The 17,051-nt window shown below is 63.9% G+C and carries 13 protein-coding genes; 12 read left to right on the plus strand and 1 reads right to left on the minus strand.

Annotated elements, in window-relative coordinates; genetic code table 11:
* The first annotated feature begins 107 nt into the window (after nt 1–107).
* The 10 genes from AC3IQ7_RS13165 (at nt 108) to cobA (ending at nt 11,854) form a co-directional block, all read left to right on the plus strand.
* A complete protein-coding gene (locus AC3IQ7_RS13165; protein WP_322428932.1) occupies nt 108–1,229 on the plus strand; it encodes an ABC transporter permease in 1,122 nt (373 codons plus the stop codon).
* Nucleotides 1,230–1,232: 3 nt separating this feature from the next.
* Nucleotides 1,233–2,018, plus strand: coding sequence for an ATP-binding cassette domain-containing protein (locus AC3IQ7_RS13170; RefSeq protein ID WP_322428892.1), 786 nt, complete (start codon nt 1,233–1,235; stop codon nt 2,016–2,018).
* An 8-nt stretch (nt 2,019–2,026) separates the two neighbouring features.
* Complete coding sequence (locus AC3IQ7_RS13175) at nt 2,027–3,973, plus strand: bifunctional 5-dehydro-2-deoxygluconokinase/5-dehydro-2-deoxyphosphogluconate aldolase (RefSeq protein ID WP_099380223.1); 1,947 nt, start codon at nt 2,027–2,029, stop codon at nt 3,971–3,973.
* Nucleotides 3,970–5,799 carry a 3D-(3,5/4)-trihydroxycyclohexane-1,2-dione acylhydrolase (decyclizing) gene (gene iolD, locus AC3IQ7_RS13180; RefSeq protein ID WP_489210021.1) on the plus strand — a complete coding sequence of 610 codons (1,830 nt, stop codon included), beginning with the start codon at nt 3,970–3,972 and terminating at the stop codon, nt 5,797–5,799. The genes AC3IQ7_RS13175 and iolD overlap by 4 nt, the downstream gene beginning before the upstream one ends.
* Entirely contained in the window at nt 5,796–6,716 is a 921-nt protein-coding gene (gene iolE, locus AC3IQ7_RS13185) for a myo-inosose-2 dehydratase (RefSeq protein WP_489210023.1), read from the plus strand. The genes iolD and iolE overlap by 4 nt, the downstream gene beginning before the upstream one ends.
* Complete coding sequence (gene iolB / locus AC3IQ7_RS13190; protein WP_035817911.1) at nt 6,713–7,510, plus strand: 5-deoxy-glucuronate isomerase; 798 nt, start codon at nt 6,713–6,715, stop codon at nt 7,508–7,510. Before iolE ends, iolB begins: the two co-directional genes overlap by 4 nt.
* A 10-nt stretch (nt 7,511–7,520) precedes the next feature.
* Nucleotides 7,521–9,020 carry a CoA-acylating methylmalonate-semialdehyde dehydrogenase gene (locus AC3IQ7_RS13195; RefSeq protein ID WP_489210025.1) on the plus strand — a complete coding sequence of 500 codons (1,500 nt, stop codon included), beginning with the start codon at nt 7,521–7,523 and terminating at the stop codon, nt 9,018–9,020.
* Nucleotides 9,021–9,082: 62 nt separating this feature from the next.
* The gene (locus AC3IQ7_RS13200) at nt 9,083–9,721 is read left to right on the plus strand and encodes an ANTAR domain-containing response regulator (protein ID WP_099380218.1); all 639 of its coding nucleotides are present in this window, start codon (nt 9,083–9,085) and stop codon (nt 9,719–9,721) included.
* Between the two features lie 157 nt (nt 9,722–9,878).
* Nucleotides 9,879–11,069 (plus strand): CmpA/NrtA family ABC transporter substrate-binding protein, encoded by a 1,191-nt coding sequence (locus AC3IQ7_RS13205; RefSeq protein ID WP_489210027.1) that lies wholly within the window; start codon nt 9,879–9,881, stop codon nt 11,067–11,069.
* 14 nt (nt 11,070–11,083) lie between these two features.
* The gene (gene cobA, locus AC3IQ7_RS13210) at nt 11,084–11,854 is read left to right on the plus strand and encodes a uroporphyrinogen-III C-methyltransferase (protein WP_322428899.1); all 771 of its coding nucleotides are present in this window, start codon (nt 11,084–11,086) and stop codon (nt 11,852–11,854) included.
* A gap of 2 nt (nt 11,855–11,856) precedes the next feature.
* Here cobA and AC3IQ7_RS13215 read toward each other — a convergent pair whose 3' ends face one another.
* Nucleotides 11,857–12,849, minus strand: a complete 993-nt coding sequence (locus AC3IQ7_RS13215) for a cyclase family protein (RefSeq protein WP_489210029.1) — start codon at nt 12,847–12,849, stop codon at nt 11,857–11,859.
* Between the two features lie 108 nt (nt 12,850–12,957).
* Between AC3IQ7_RS13215 and AC3IQ7_RS13220 the strand changes: the two genes are divergently transcribed.
* A complete protein-coding gene (locus AC3IQ7_RS13220) occupies nt 12,958–13,848 on the plus strand; it encodes a LysR family transcriptional regulator (RefSeq protein ID WP_489210031.1) in 891 nt (296 codons plus the stop codon).
* Nucleotides 13,849–13,990: 142 nt separating this feature from the next.
* On the plus strand, nt 13,991–17,029 hold the full coding sequence (locus AC3IQ7_RS13225) for a CHASE domain-containing protein (protein ID WP_489210033.1): 3,039 nt from the start codon (nt 13,991–13,993) through the stop codon (nt 17,027–17,029).
* The last annotated feature ends 22 nt before the right edge of the window (nt 17,030–17,051 follow it).

Genomic DNA, 17,051 nt, shown 5'->3' on the forward strand with positions numbered 1-17,051 from the left:
GCGCGCGGGTCCTGCCGCCCTGGAATTGTTGTCGAGGCTGGCAGGTTGCTATAAAACAAGGGAGACATAGCATGAGTACCGTGAAATTAAGCGTGGAGCAGGGTGGCATGGCCGCCTCGGGCACGCCGCCGCAAAAGCAGGGCTTTGATGAGCGCGTGGGGCAGGTCAGCCGGCTGAAGCGGCTGTTCAGTCGCCCGGAGTTCGCCTCGATCTCGGGCGCCATCCTGGTGTTCGCCTTCTTCGTCCTGACAGCAGGCGACTCTGGCATGTTCAACCTCGACGGCGTGATCAACTGGGCGCAAGTGGCCGCCTACCTGGGCATCATCGCCATCGGCGCCTGCGTGCTGATGATTGCCGGCGAATTCGACCTGTCGATCGGTTCCATGATCGGCTTTGCCGGCATGATGATCGCCATTCCTTCCGTCTACTTCCACTGGCCCGTGTGGGCCGCCATCCTGTTCGCCTTTGCCGGTTCCATGGCGCTGGGCTGGCTCAACGGCTACCTGGTCATCAAGACGCGCTTGCCTTCGTTTATCGTCACCCTGGCCTTTTTGTTCATCCTGCGCGGCCTGACCCTGGCGCTGTCCATCATGTTTGCCAACCGCACCATCGTCAGCGGCATCGGCGCGCTGGCCGCCGACGACTGGCTGGCCACGACCCTGTTCCATGGCGAAGTGGGCACTTCGCTATTCGCCTGGATGGCCAAGGCGGGCTGGATCACGGCGCTCGACAATGGTGCGCCGCTGGTCAAGGGCATCCCCAAGGTCATCGTCTGGTGGGCCGGCCTGGCGCTCGTGTCCGGCTTCGTCCTGGCCCGCACCCGCATCGGCAACTGGATCTTCGCCGTCGGCGGCGACGCCAACGCGGCCAAGAACGTGGGCGTACCGGTGAAAACCATCAAGGTATCGCTGTTCGTCTTCACCGCCTTCTGCGCCTGCCTGTTTGCCACGCTGCAAGTATTTGACGTGGGTTCGGCCGCCGCCGACCGCGGCATGCAAAAGGAATTCGAAGCCATCATCGCGGCTGTCATCGGCGGCGCCTTGCTGACGGGCGGCTACGGTTCCGTCGTCGGCGCCTGCTTCGGCGCGCTGATCTTCGGCGTGGTGCAGATCGGCATTACTTATACCAATATCAATTCGGACTGGTTCCGCGTCTTCCTCGGCGTCATGCTGCTGATCGCGGTACTGTTCAACAACTTTGTCCGTGCCCGTGTCACGGAAGCGAGATAAGCCATGAGCGAATACATCCTTGCGCTGGAAAACATCAGCAAACGTTTCGGCTCCGTCATCGCCCTGCAAAACGTCACCCTGCGCTTGAAACCGGGCGAAGTGCATTGCCTGCTCGGTGACAACGGCGCCGGCAAGTCGACCCTGATCAAGACCCTGGCCGGCGTGCACAGGCCCACCAGCGGTGAGTATCTGGTTGACGGCAAGCCCGTCAGCTTCAATTCGCCGAAAGAGGCGCTCGACCTGGGCGTGGCCACCGTCTACCAGGACCTGGCGCTGGTGCCCCTGCTGTCCGTGGCGCGCAATTTCTTCATGGGCCGCGAACCGATGCGGAAAATGTTCGGCGTGCTGCCCGTGATGGATATGGAATATGCGGCCACCACGGCGCGCGACAAGCTGGCCGAGATGGGCATCATGGTGCGCGATCCGCATCAGGCCGTGGGCACGATGTCGGGCGGCGAGCGGCAATGCCTGGCCATTGCCCGCGCCATCCACTTCGGCGCGCGCGTCCTGATTCTCGACGAGCCGACGGCCGCGCTGGGCGTGAAGCAGTCGTTTAATGTCCTGAAACTGATTTACAAGGCGCGCGAACGGGGCTTGTCCGTGATCTTTATTACCCACAATGTGCACCATGCCTATCCCGTGGGCGACTCGTTCACTCTCTTGAACCGGGGCAAGTCGCTGGGCACTTACACCAAGGAAACCGTTTCCAAGGATGAAGTACTCGACATGATGGCGGGCGGTGCGGAAATGCAAACGCTGATGAGTGAACTCGACGGTGTCACGATTTAAGGATAGCCATGAATAATTCCACACAATTTGCCCTGGGGCGGGCGCTGGACGTGATCTGCCTGGGCCGCCTGGCGGTGGACCTGTACGCGCAGCAGATCGGCAGCACCCTGGAAGATGTCACCAGTTTCGCCAAATACCTGGGCGGTTCGTCGGCGAATATCGCCTTCGGCACGGCCCGCCTGGGCCTCAAGTCAGCCATGCTGTCGAAAGTGGGCGACGACCACATGGGGCGTTTCCTCACTGACACCTTGTCGAAGGAGGGTTGCGACGTCAGCCACGTGGGCATCGACCGCGACCGCCTGACGGCTTTAGTCATGCTGGGTATCAAGGATAAAAACACCTTTCCCCTGATTTTTTACCGTGAAAATTGCGCCGACATGGCCATCGAAGCCTCTTCGGTGGATGCGGACTTCATTGCCTCCAGCAAGGCGTTGTTGATCACCGGCACGCATTTCTCCACGTCTGCCATGCATGCCGTCAGCACGCAAGCCTTGAAACTGGCCCGCGCGAACAATGTGCGCACCGTGCTCGACATCGATTACCGGCCCGTGCTGTGGGGCTTGTCGGGCAAGGCCGATGGCGAAACGCGTTTCGTTTCGAACGACGGCGTGACCAAACATCTGCAAAGCATCTTGCCGCAGTTCGACCTGATCGTCGGCACGGAAGAGGAATTCATGATCGCCGGCGGCGGCGCCGACATCATGGCCAGCTTGCGCGCCGTGCGGGCCGCCACCCTGGCCACCCTGGTCGTCAAGCGGGGCCCGCTGGGCAGCGCCGTCATCGACAATGTGGTGCCGGCCAGTCTTGATGACGCGTATAACTACCGCGGCGTGCGCGTGGAAGTGCTGAATGTGCTGGGCGCAGGCGACGCTTTTCTGTCAGGCTTCCTGAAAGGCTGGCTGCGCGGCGAGGATTACGAAGCGTGCTGCCGCTACGCGAACGGTTGCGGCGCCCTGGTCGTGTCGCGCCACGGCTGTGCACCGGCCATGCCGTCGCCTGTCGAACTCGACTATTTCCTCGCCAATGCGGTGAAACTGACGCAGCCGGACCAGGACGCGACTTTGTCGCGCCTGCACCGCACGACAGTGGCGCGCAAGCAATGGGATGAGTTGTGCGTATTTGCCTTTGATCACCGTACGCAATTCTTTGAGCTGGCGCAACAGACGGGTGCGCCCGAGTCGGCCATTGCGGCCCTGAAACAATTGATGGTGCAAGCCGTGGCGCAAACGGAAACGGCCTTGCAACTGGCCGGCAAGACGGGCGTGCTGATCGATGGCCGCTATGGCGTCGATGCGCTCAACGATGCGACGGGGCGGGGTTGGTGGATAGGCCGCCCCGTGGAGTTGCCGGGATCAAACCCGCTGCAATTCGACTGGGGCCGTTCCATCGGCTCGCACCTGCTCAGCTGGCCGAAGGAACATGTGATCAAGTGCCTGGTGCAACTGCATCCGGACGATGCCGTGGAAAACCGCCTGGAACAGGAAGCGCAGATCAAGGCCCTGTACGATGCGGCGCAAGTGAGCGGTCACGAACTGTTGCTGGAAGTCATACCGTCGGAAGCCTTGCCGCACGGCGACGACACGGTCTTGCGTGCCGTCAAGCGCCTGTACAACCTGGGCATTTACCCGGAATGGTGGAAGCTGGAAAGCATGTCTGCCCAACAATGGCAAGCCATCGATGCCCTCGTGCATGAGCGCGATCCGTATTGCCGTGGCGTCGTCCTGCTGGGTTTGAACGCGCCGATTGCCGCCCTGGCCGACAGTTTTGAGCAAGCCAGTGCCAGCACGACGTGCCGCGGCTTCATGGTGGGCCGCACCATCTTCCAGGAACCGAGCCGCCGTTGGCTGGCGGGCGAACTCGACGATGCGGGCCTGATCGCCGCAGTACGCGCCAACTTCGAGCAGCTCATTGCCCTGTGGCAGCGTACGCGCAACCGCCTGGAGCGTGCAGCATGAGCGCCACCATCCGCCTGACCATGGCGCAGGCCCTGGTGCGCTACCTGGCCGCCTTGCGCACGGACGATGGACAGCCGCTGTTCGGCGGCGCTTTCGCCATCTTTGGCCACGGCAACGTGGCGGGGCTGGGCGAGGCGCTGTATCAATACCGTGACAGCTTCCCGACTTACCGCGCCCATAATGAACAGGCGATGGCGCACTCGGCCATTGCCTATGCGAAAGCCCACATGCGCCGGCGCATGATGGCTGTCACCAGCTCCATCGGTCCTGGCGCGACCAACTTGCTGACGGCCGCCGCGCTGGCCCACGTGAACCGCCTGCCGGTATTGCTGTTGCCGGGCGACGTGTTCGTCTCGCGCGCGCCGGACCCGGTGCTGCAGCAGCTGGAAGATGCCACGGATGGCAGCGTGTCGGTGAATGACGCGTTTAAACCTTTATCGCGCTATTTCGACCGCATCGTCTATCCGGAGCAGTTGCTGACGGCCTTGCCACGGGCGATTGCCGCCTTGACGGACCCGGCCGCCTGCGGTCCCGTCACTTTATCTCTGCCGCAAGACGTGCAGACGATGGCGTATGACTATCCGGAAGAATTCTTTTCGCCGCGCATCGTGCGTTTCCGCGCCGTGCCGCCCGTCGAGCAGGAACTGGAAGAAGCGGCAGCGTTGTTGAGGAACGCGAAGCAACCGCTGATATTGGCCGGTGGCGGCGTGCTGTATGGCCAGGCCAGCGCCGCCTTGCAGGCCTTTGCCGAGCGCCATGGCATTCCCGTGGCGGAAACCCAGGCCGGTAAAAGTTCTTTGCCATGGGACCATCCCTTGCAGCTGGGCGCCATCGGCGTGACGGGCTCGCCTGCATCGAACGCGCTGGCGGCGGAGGCCGACGTGGTGCTGGCCGTCGGCACGCGCTTGCAGGATTTCACGACGGGCTCGAATTCCCTGTTTGCGCAAGCACAACTGGTGAGCCTGAACGTCAACCATTTTGACGCCCTGAAACGCCGTGGCCTCGGTGTGCAGGCGGATGCGACGCTGGGCTTGCAAGGCCTGTCGCGGCTGCTGGGCAGCTGGAACAGCGCGGGACTATGGCTGGACCGGGCGCAGCAGGCGGGCCATGCCTGGCGCGCGACGGTTGCAAGCATCACCGGCAAGCGTGACGTGGCTGGCTTGCCGTACGACGGTGAAGTCATCGGCGCCGTGCAGCGCTCTTCAGCGGACTCGACCAGCAACGATATCGTCGTCTGCGCGGCAGGGACTCTGCCGGCCGAACTCCATAAACTGTGGAGAACGTCGACGCCGGGCGGCTACCACATGGAATACGGCTACTCGTGCATGGGCTATGAAATCGCCGGCGGCCTCGGCGTCAAGATGGCCAAGCCCGAGCGCGAAGTGATCGTCATGGTGGGCGATGGCAGTTATCTGATGATGAATTCGGAAATCGCCACTTCCGTCATGCTGGACAAAAAACTCATCATCGTCGTGCTCGACAACCGGGGCTATGGCTGCATCAACCGCTTGCAGCAGGCGTGCGGCAATCCTTCGTTCAACAATATGTTGCCCGATAGTGCACCTCGTATTGACTTCGCCCTGCATGCCCAATCGCTGGGGGCGCTGTCCGAACACGTGGCCAACATTGCCGAGCTGGAACAGGCGATGCTGCGCGCCCGCGCCGCTACGCGTACCTATCTGATCTGCATCGATACGGACGACACGCGCACGACCGAAGAGGGTGGTTGCTGGTGGGAAGTGGCCGTGCCCGAGGTCTCCACCCAGCCCGGCGTGCAGCTTGCGCGCGCCCGTTATGAACTTGACCGCCAAGGACAACAAAAATGAACGCACCGACATGGAATGTGAAGATCGGCATCAACCCGATCTCGTGGATGAACGACGATTTGCCGTCGCTGGGGGGAGAAACCCCGCTGGAAACGGCCCTCAAGGAAGGCGCCGAGATCGGCTACGTGGGCTTTGAACTGGGCAACAAGTTTCCGAAAGACGCCCCGTCCCTGAACGCCGTGCTGGGCAAATACAATCTTGCCTGCGTTTCCGGCTGGTATTCGGGGCGCTTGGCCCATCGCTCCGTGGAAGAGGAAATCGCCGCCGTGGCATCGCACTTGCGCTTGCTGGCCGACAGCGGCGCCACCGTCATGGTCTACGGCGAAGTGGCTGACGCCATCCAGGGTGAAGCGCGCCCTTTGTATAAACGCCCCCGTTTCCAGTCGCAGCAGCAGTGGCAGGACTACGCCGACAAATTGACGGCGTTTGCGAAGCACTTGCTCGACAACGGCGTGCGGCTTGCCTATCACCATCATATGGGGGCCTATGTGGAAACCCCGGCTGACGTGGATCAGCTGATGGCCTTGACGGGGCCGGAAGTGGGCTTGTTGTTTGATACGGGTCATATCACCTTTGCGGGCGGCGATGCGCTGGCGGTGCTGAACAAACATATTGACAGGATTTGCCATGTGCATTGCAAGGATGTGCGCCCCAACGTGGTGAAACTGGCCCGCAATGGCCACTGGAGCTTCCTGCAAGCAGTCATCAACGGGGCCTTCAGCGTGCCGGGCGACGGCAGCATCGACTTCCCGGCCATCCTCACGCGTCTGTATCTGCACGGCTACGAGGGCTGGCTGGTGGTGGAGGCGGAGCAGGACCCGGCCGTCGCGCCCAGCTACGAATACGCGAAGATGGGCCACGATTACCTGGCACGCCTCGTCGATGCCATCCCGCGCCTGGGCCGGGAGGCGGCATGAGCCCCCTGCTGGTGAAAGCGGGTCAAGGCCAGGCCATCGTCGAGGTGACGCCCGAGTCGGCCGGCTGGACGCATGTCGGTTTCGCCGCGCATCGTCTGGCCGCCGGCGAGTCCCTGAACCTGGAGACGGGCAGCCGCGAACTGTGCATCGTCGTGCTGACGGGCACGGTCACCGTGCAGGCGGGCGAACAGAGCTGGGAAGCCATCGGCAATCGCGCCAGCGTTTTTGAAGACATTTCACCCTACGCCGTGTATGTCCCATTGGAAACCAAGGTCAGCATCACGGCGGTGAGCGCTGCGGAAGTGGCGCTGTGCAGCGCACCGGCCACGACCCAGCGTCCGGCGCGCCTGATCGAGCCATCGACCATGACGCGCTCCGTGCGCGGCAAGGGCGCCAACACGCGCTATGTGTGCGACATCCTGCCGCAGACGGCCGAGGCGGACGGCTTGCTGGTGGTCGAGGTGGTCACGCCATCGGGCCATTCGTCGAGCTATCCGCCGCACAAGCACGACAGCGACAATGTGCCGCTGGAAAGTTCTCTGGAAGAAACGTATTACCACCGCCTCAATCCGGAGCAGGGCTTTGCCTACCAAAGAGTCTACACGGACGACCGTTCCATCGATGAAGCCATGGCCGTGGAAAACCACGACGTGGTGATGGTGCCCAGGGGCTACCACCCCGTAACCGTGCCGTATGGCTACGATGGCTATTACCTGAACGTGATGGCCGGCCCCAAGCGGGTCTGGCATTTCAAGAACGACCCGGCCCATGAATGGCTGATGAATACCAAATAAAGGAACTGCAATGACAACGCAACAGATCGGCCACTTTACTGGTGGCAACCCCATGGCTTCGCGCTCCGAGCGCACGAGCGACGTCTTCAATCCCGCCACGGGCGCCGTGACGGCGAAGGTGGCGCTGGCCACGCCTTCCGAACTGAACGCGGCTGTGGCCGCCGCCCACGCAGCGTTTCCCGCCTGGTCGCAAACGTCGCCGTTGCGCCGCGCCCGCGTCATGTTCAAGTTCAAGGAATTGCTGGAAGAACACTCGGATCAATTGGCCGCGCTGATCACGGCAGAGCACGGCAAGGTGTTTACGGATGCCAAAGGGGAAGTGACGCGCGGCATCGAAGTAGTGGAATTTGCCTGCGGCATCCCGCAAATGATGAAGGGGGAATATTCGGAACAAGTGGCCGGCGGCATCGATGCCTGGTCGATCCGCCAGGCGCTCGGTGTCTGCGTCGGTATCACGCCCTTCAACTTTCCCGTGATGGTGCCAATGTGGATGTTCCCGATGGCGATTGCCTGCGGCAATACCTTCGTCTTGAAACCATCGGAGCGCGACCCGTCCGCCAGCCTGCTGCTGGCACAACTGTTGACGGATGCGGGCTTGCCAGACGGCGTCTTCAACGTGGTGCAGGGCGACAAGGAAGCCGTGGATGGCTTGTTGCACCACCCGGATGTGCGCGCCGTCAGCTTTGTCGGTTCCACGCCGATTGCCGAATACATCTATGCCACCGGCTGCGCGCAGGGCAAGCGCGTGCAGGCGCTCGGTGGCGCGAAAAATCACATGGTCGTCATGCCGGATGCGGATATCCCGCAGACGGTGGACGCCCTGATGGGCGCGGCGTTTGGCTCGGCCGGCGAGCGCTGCATGGCCATTTCCGTCGTCGTGGCGGTCGGCAATGTGGCGGACCAGCTGGTCGAGGCGCTGGTGCCGCGCATCGCCGCCTTGAAAATCACGCAGGGCATGGATTTGTCGGCCGAGATGGGGCCTGTCGTCACGCAAGTGCACAAGGATAAAATTGCCGGCTACATCGCCACAGGCGTGAAAGAAGGCGCGAAACTGGTCAGTGACGGACGCGGTTTTGTGCTGCCCGGCCACGAAAACGGCTTTTTCCTTGGCGGCAGCCTGTTCGACCATGTGACGCCGGAAATGACGATCTACAAGGAAGAAATTTTCGGGCCCGTCCTGTGCATCGTGCGCGTGCCCGATTTTGCCACGGCGCTGGATCTCGTCAACGCGCATGAGTACGGCAACGGCACGGCGATCTACACGCGCGATGGCAACACGGCGCGCGAGTACACGCACCGGGTGCAGGTGGGCATGGTGGGCGTCAACGTGCCGATTCCCGTGCCGATGGCTTTCCACAGCTTCGGCGGCTGGAAGCGCAGCCTGTTTGGCGACCATCACGCGCATGGCCCGGAATCCGTGCGCTTCTATACGAAACAGAAGGCCGTCACGCAGCGCTGGCCCGCTTCCACGGCCGCCGGCGCTGAGTTTGCCATGCCGACCCTGAAGTAAAAACATCTGGTTCGCTTCTTGCTTACTGCAATGGTTGTGTTTAGCCATTGCAGATCGCTCCCATGACGTCCAGCCGTACCCAGCCTTTGCGCATCGTTGTCGTCAACACCATCGTCGAGCACGGCGTGCACGAGAATGCGGCTTTGGCGGCCCAGGTGCAGCGCGGCAATGCCTTGCGCATCGGCTTGCTGGAATCGGGCTACGATATCGTTGCCTCCCTGCCTGCCGACCTCTACCTTCCCGAGCGCATTGCGCAGCTGCAGCCTGACCTCATCATCATCGACGCCGAATCGGATGCACGCGACGTGCTTGAGCACATCGTCATCGCCACGCGCGACGAGCGCCGTCCCATCGTATTGTTTACAGAAGACGGCGCCACGGCCAGCATCGACGCGGCCATGGCGGCCGGCGTATCCGCCTATATCGTGGCCGGCTTGCAGGCCGAGCGCATTCAACCCGTGCTGAACGTGGCCCTCGCGCGCTTTCGCCAGGAAGAAAAATTGCGCGCCGAATTGCTCGACACGCGGCACAAGCTGCTCGAACGCAAGGTGATTGAACGGGCCAAGGGCTTGCTGATGACGCATCACGGCTTGACGGAAGACCAGGCTTACCAGCGCTTGCGCAGCATGGCCATGAACAAGAAACTCAAACTGGCGGAGATCGCCCAGCGTATCCTCGACGTGGAGGACTTGCTGGGATGAATCGTCCACTTTCTGATACATGCTGGTGCAGTGCACCATTGCGGTGCGTTTCCAGCTGCCTCGGACTGGATATGCACAGGCACGGTCCTTGCTGCTGGTCGGAGAGAGCCTTGCCCACGGTGGCGCGGCAAAACAGTACTTATCAGCAAGGAATGGTATGACAGAGCAAGCGGGCAAAGAGGCGGGACATGACCCCCGGGTGAGGCGATCCCTGCAACCGGAAAAACAGACGATACGCATCGGCTACCTGCCGCTGACCGATTGCGCCTCGCTGGTGATGGCCTCAAAACTGGGCCTCGATGAAAAGTACGGCATCAAGATCGAACTGAGCCGGGAGATGTCGTGGGCCGGCGTGCGCGACAAATTGAATAGCGGCGAACTCGACGCTGCCCACGTGTTGTACGGTCTCGTGTATGGCGTGCAGATGGGCATAGGCGGGCAGCAGCACGACATGGCCGTATTGATGAATCTCAATCACAGCGGCCAGGCCGTCACCCTGTCGGCAGCGCTGGCGCGCGAGGGCGCCCACGATGGTCCCACCTTGGCGCGGCACATGCGCGGGGCCGCGCGGCCGTTTGCGTTTGCGCATACTTTCCCGACCGGTAACCACGCGATGCTGCTGCAATACTGGCTGGCCGCGCAGGGCATCGATCCGCTGCGCGACGCGCGCGTGATGACCGTGCCGCCGTCGCAGATGGTGGCCGCCTTGCGCGCGGGACAGATGGATGGCTTTTGCGCCGGCGAACCGTGGGGCTACAAGGCCATCGTCGATGGCGTCGGCGTGACGGCCACCACCAGCGGGGCCATCTGGCCCGATCATCCGGGCAAGGTGCTGGGCACAAGCGCCGCGTTTGCCCAGCAGCATCCGAACAGCTGCCGCGCCCTGATCGCCGCCGTGCTCGAGGCGGGCCGCTGGATCGACGCCAGCGACGCCAACCGGCTGGCCATGGCGGCCACTCTGGCCGAGCCCGCTTATCTGCATACGCCGCAGGAAGCGCTGGCACCACGCATCCTCGGTCACTACCAGGATGGCCTGGGCAAGACCTGGGACGAGGCGCACGGCTTGAAGTTTTATGGCGACGGCGCCGTGAATTTCCCGTATTTGTCGGACGGCATGTGGTTCATGACCCAGCACCGGCGCTGGGGCTTGCTGCGCGACGAGCCCGATTACCTGGCGGTGGCAAGGCAAGTCAACCGCATCGACCTGTACCGCCAGGCGGCGGAAATGACGGCCACGCCAGTACCAAAGGCCGCCATGCGCAGCTCGACCCTGTGCGACGGCGTCGTGTGGGACGGCAGCGCGCCGGAAGCCTACGCGGCATCGTTTGCCATCGGCCATTTTTTCTGATTGGAGAGTGCATCATGGCGCAATTTGGAAGCGTGACCCTGGTCGGCGCCGGTCCCGGCGACCCGGACCTGTTGACCCTCAAGGCGGTGAAGGCCATCGCGCGGGCCGACGTGGTGCTGATCGACGACCTCGTCAACCCGGCCATCCTCGCGCATGCGGCACAAGGCGTGCGCGTGGTCGAGGTGGGCAAGCGGGGCGGCTGCGCGTCCACGCCGCAAGCCTTCATCGAACGCCTGATGCTGGCCGAAGCCCGTGCCGGCCTGCACGTGGTGCGCCTGAAAGGGGGCGACCCGTATTTGTTCGGGCGCGGCGGCGAAGAGCGCGCCTATCTGCGCAGCCACGGCGTGGCCGTCGAGGTGATCCCCGGCATCAGCAGCGGCCTGGCCGCGCCATCGTCCATCGGCGTGCCGCTGACGCACCGCAGCTGGAGCCAGGGCGCGATTTTCGTCACGGGTCACGGCAAGGATAGCGCGTCGGAACCGAACTGGCTTGCGCTGGCGCAAAGCGGCCTCACCCTCGTCATCTACATGGGCGTGGCCCGGGTGGCCGCCATCCAGGCCGGCTTGCTGGCCGGCGGCATGGCGCCGGGCACGCCCGTGGCCGTGGTGCAATCGGCCAGCCTGGCAGCCCAGCGCGAATTGCTGAGCACTCTGCGGGATTTGCCCGCCGACTTGCAGGTCAGCGGCCTGGGCAGCCCCAGCATCATCGTCGTGGGCGACGTGGTGCGCTGCGCCGATGCCTGGGATGACCATGGTGCAAGCACATTGCAGGCTGCCTCGGTTTGAACTCAGCGGATCGGCAGGGCCACGGGACGGATGGGTGCCGCATCGCCGCCGCGGAATTTCAGCGAGGCGCCGATGAAGGCAAACTGGTAGACCTTGTCGCGTGACAAGCCTTCCAGGTCGACCAGTTCCAGGATGGGCGTGCCCTGCTGCGCCAGCAGATACGTGTGCACGGGCAGGTAGTTGCCCGCCACTTCGGACGGAAACGCTTCGAAACTGAGGTTGTCCGCGCCCACCACCATGGCGCCGCCATCTTCCACGAGGAATTTCGCTGCATCGAGCGACAGGCCGGGCGGATTCGCCATGTACGTTTGCGCCTGCTCATAGTGCTGCATGCGGCCCGTGCGTATCAGCACCACATCGCCCTTTTCCAGCGTGACCTTCTGTTTGGCCAGCGCGGCGCGCAAGTCTTGCCGCGTGACGCGGTAATTGTCGGGCAACTGTTGCAATCCTTTGGCCATGGCCACGTCGATCAGCACGCCGCGCGCGATGATGGGCGGCAGTTTTTCCGCGCCCGTCACGGTCCAGCCCCGGTCGCCCAGGTATTGCTCTTCCGTAAAACCGTTCCAGATCTTGCCGTTCAAGCCGAAATGGTTGAGCGCGTCGATATGCGTGCCCATGTGCGCATACATGGACACGGCCGAACCCGTGTAACTGACGTGGCGGTTCATCTGTTCGCCCACATGCATCGAGTCAGCCACCACGTTGCCCTTCGGCGTGTGCGTCATCCACATCTGGTAGGGCGGATCGCCTGCCGCCTGCCAGCTGGGCATGCCGACATAAAAATCGACGGCCAGGTCGTAGCTCTTGCCGCCGTCGATGCGCGCCAGGATGGCGGCGCGCGATGTCGGCGTCATCAGGTTCAGGCGGCCGATTTCGTCTTTCGGCCCCCAGGGACTGATGCCCACTTCGGGCAGGGCGGCGGCCGGGGCAGCATGCACTGTGCCGGCCAGCAGGGCCAGCAGCAGGGCGGCCAGGGCGGCGGATGGTTTGAACATGGGGTACTCCTTGCGTGACATGAATGAAGAAGCCGCCATCATATTGTTTTCCATTTCAATGATAATCAGCGATAAAATAATAAGATATTCAACTGGATGGAAATAATCATGGATGTCCTGGCGCACATGCGCGTGTTTCGCAAGGTGGTCGAGCGCGACAGCTTCAGCAAGGCGGCGCTGGACCTGAATCAGTCGGCGGCGGCCATCAGCAAGCAGGTGCGCCAGTTGGAGGCGCATCTGGGCACGGTGCTGCTGGTGCGCACGACGCGGCGCATGAGCTTGTCGGACGGCGGGCGCGCCTACTATGCTGAATGCTGCCGCCTGCTCGATGAAATCGATGCGCTGGAACTGGCCACGCGCGGCTGTACCGGCAAGGTGGCGGGGCGGCTGCGCGTGAATGCGCCGCTGTCGTTTGGCTTGAAAGTGCTGTCGCCGCTGCTGCCGGTGTTCATGGCCCGCTATCCGGACGTCAAAATCGAGATGACCCTGGACGACCGCCTGCGCGACGTGGTGGGCGAGGGCTATGACGTGTCGCTGCGCATCCGCGCCGCGCTGGCCGATTCATCCCTGGTGGCGCGCCGCCTGGGCGACATCGAGCAAATGATTTGCGCATCGCCCGCCTATCTGGCGCGGCGCGGCACGCCCCGGCTGGCGCAGGACTTGCACGGCCACGATTGCCTGGCCTACCGGCTGGCCGACAGCCCCGGCGTCTGGCAGCTGGCCGGGCCTGAAGGGAGCAGCAGCATTGTCCTGCCCGTGCGCTTTTCCGCTGACAGCAGCCTGCTGCTGGCCGACATGCTGGTGGCGGGCATCGGCGTGGGGGCGCTGCCGTCATTCGTCGCCGCCCCGCTGCTGGCCAGCGGCGCCCTGGTGCGCGTGCTGCCGTCGCACGGCATGGCCAGGCGCGGCGTGTTTGCCTTGACGCCCGACGGACGCCACGTGCAGGAAAAGGTGCGCGCCTTTTGCGACTTCCTGGCCGGGGCGTTGCCGGGGACCTAGGCGCCCGGTGTTTTCCAGGGCAACCATCGGACGCGCTTTTTTTCTTTCACAAGCGCGTGGGGCAGGGGCTTTGATAGTATCCTCGTACTTGCTGGGCGGCGGGGCGCCGCACATTCAAGGAAACCGGAATAAGCGATCGACAATGCACACTTTGAGCAAGGGCGGGACGGGATCAGGCATCAGGATCTGGGCGGGTGGCTTGCTGCTGGCATTGGCGGTGGGCGGCGCCCTGTACGCGGGTGCGGCGCGCACGGTCAATGACGACGCCGAACAGCGTTTCGACAACCTCACGCATGGCGCCCAGCATAGCCTGATCACGCGCGTAAAAAGCTATTCCGACCTGTTGCGGGGCCTCGAAGCCCTGTTCCGCACCAGCGAGCAGCTGACGCGCCGGCAGTTCCACGATTACGTGGCCGGCCTCGATATCGCGCGCCAGTTCCCGGCCATCGAGTCGGTCAACTACGCGGTGGCGCTGACGCAGGCGCAGCGCGCGGCCTATGTCTCCGGCGTGCGCGGTGACACCAGCCTGGCGCCGCGCGGCTATCCCGCCTTCACCATTCGTCCGGCGGGGGAGCGGCCGGAATACACGGTGCTCACTTACCTGGAACCCGATTCCCTGCTGGCCGAACGCATGGGCGTCGATATCGGCGCCAACCCGCTGGTGGCGCAATCCCTGGCGCAGGCGCGCGACAGCGGCGAGGTCAGCGCGTCAGGCCAGGTGATCATGATCAAGGGGCCGCCCGCGCACATTGGCCTGGGCATGCGCCTGCCCGTGTACCGCAACGGCATGCCGCAAGGCAGCGTGGCCGAGCGCCGCGCCGCCTACCAGGGCTCCGTCGGCATCGGCTTTGGCGTGGCGCAGCTGGTGCACAGCGCGCTCGAACGCAGCGCCCTGGAGCCGCTGCACCTGACCCTGTACAGCGCCGCCGAAGCGCAGCCTGCCGATGGCGTCTGGCGCATCACGCCGCAGGACCGCCTGCTGTTCAATGACGACGACGATCTGGCTGCACCGCCGCCGCAACCGGGCAGCAATGCCGACTATTTCGACCAGGTGCTGCCCGTGGCATACCAGGGCGGCCTGTGGAAAGCCCATTTCCGCGTGCGCAAGGCGGAACTGTACAGCCCCTTCGACCGCTATTTTCCCTGGCTGGCGCTGGCCGTCGGCGTGGCCGGCACCCTGCTCATTTATGGCTACATCTTTACCTTGTACCGTTCGCGCCGCAACGCGGTGGCGCAGCGCACCCTGCTCGATACGGTGCTCGACAGCGTCGACGCCTACGTCTACATGAAGGATGCCGACCTGCGCTACCGCTACGTGAATGCGCGCACGGCGAAGATACTGGGCCGTTCGGCGGAGCAGCTGATCGGTCGCCAGGATGGCGAGTTGATGCTCGGCGATGCGGCGGCGTCGGTGCAGCTGACGGAGCGCCAGGTGTTCGACAGCGGCGCCAAGTTTGTCGGCGAGGAGCGTTTCGTCGATGCGCAGGGCCAGGTGCATCACCTGTGGAGCGTGAAGGTGCCGCTGGGCTTGCCCGGGCCCGTCACGGGCCTGATCGGCCTGTCCACGGACGTGACGGAACTGCACCGCCTGAAGGAGCAGGCCGACGCGGCCAGCCAGGCCAAGAGCGACTTCCTGTCGAACATGAGCCATGAGATCCGCACGCCGATGAACAGCATCATCGGCATGGCGCACCTGGCGCTGAAATCGGTGGCCGACGCGCGCCAGCGCGACTATCTGCAGAAAATCTTCCATTCGGGCCAGCATTTGCTGGGCCTGATCAACGATATTCTCGATTTTTCCAAGATCGAGGCGGGCAAGCTGGAACTGGAAGTGCTGGACTTCCGTCTCGACACCCTGCTGGCGAATATCGCCAGCCAGCTGGGCGACGCGGCCGCCGTCAAGGGCCTGGCACTGCAGTTCGATATCGCGCCGGAACTGCCGCAGCGCTGGCGTGGCGACCCGCTGCGCCTGGAGCAGGTCTTGCTGAACTTGACCAGCAACGCCATCAAGTTTTCCGACAATGGCAGCATCTTCGTGCGCGTGCGCCAGTCCGAGGAGCGGGGCAGCCACGGCATGCTGCGCTTCGAGGTGCAGGATCGCGGCATCGGCATGAATCAGGAAGAGGTGGCGCAGCTGTTCCGCTCCTTCCACCAGGCCGACCCGTCGACCACGCGCAAGTATGGCGGCAGCGGCCTGGGGCTGGTGATCAGCAAGCAGCTGGTGGAGCTCATGGGCGGCAAGGTGGGCGTGTACAGCCAGCCTGGCCTGGGCAGCACCTTCTGGTTCACGGCGCGCTTGGAGAAAAGCGCGCAGGCGGCCGACGAGCGCATCGCCGAAGTGGAACCGGAAGTACTGGGCGTGATCCGCGGCGCCTCCATCCTGCTGGTGGAAGACAACGTCTTCAGCCAGCAGGTGGGCTGCGAACTGCTGGAAGACGCCGGCGCCACCGTCTGCGTCGCCTGCAATGGCCGCGAAGCGCTGGAATTGCTGGCGCACCAGCGCTACGACTGCGTGCTGATGGACGTGCAGATGCCGGAGATGGACGGCTTCGAGGCGACGCGCCGCATCCGCGCCGATCCGCAGCTTGCCGGCCTGCTGGTGATCGCCATGACTGCCAATGCGGGCAGCGAAGACCGCGCCCGCTGCCTGGAGGCGGGCATGGACGAATTCGTGACCAAGCCGATCGCCCCGAATCTGCTGTTTCACCTGCTGGCGAAATGGTTCCGGCTGCGTGGAGGCATCGGCGGCATCGGCCATGCGCGCGTGGGTGACAGGCTGGTGGCAGTGCCGAAGGCGCCGCCATCGGGAGCCTCGCCGGAGTTGCGCGACACGGCCATCCTCGACCTGGCCACGCTGGCGCTCACGTTCAGCAATGACCCCGTGAAGATGCGCAAATACACCCAGCTGTTTCTCGACACGGCGCGCGACGGCATCGCCGAAATGGAGCAAGCCATGGCGCTGGAAGACCTGGGGCGCCTGGCCGACCTGGGCCACCGCAGCAAATCGTCGGCACTGGCCGTGGGCGCGCATGCCTTTGCCGGCCTGTGCGCGTCGATCGAAGGTTTGCGCGTGGGCGGCGACCTGCAGCAGGCGCGCGCCCTGTTGACAGCCCTCGGACCGGCGCTGGCGCAGGTGGCGGAACAAATTTCTGTGGAATTTGCCGCCAGCGACGCCCCCTGACGCAGGCAGCGGCGATAATATG

The organism is Janthinobacterium sp. GL_088, assembly GCF_057837845.1.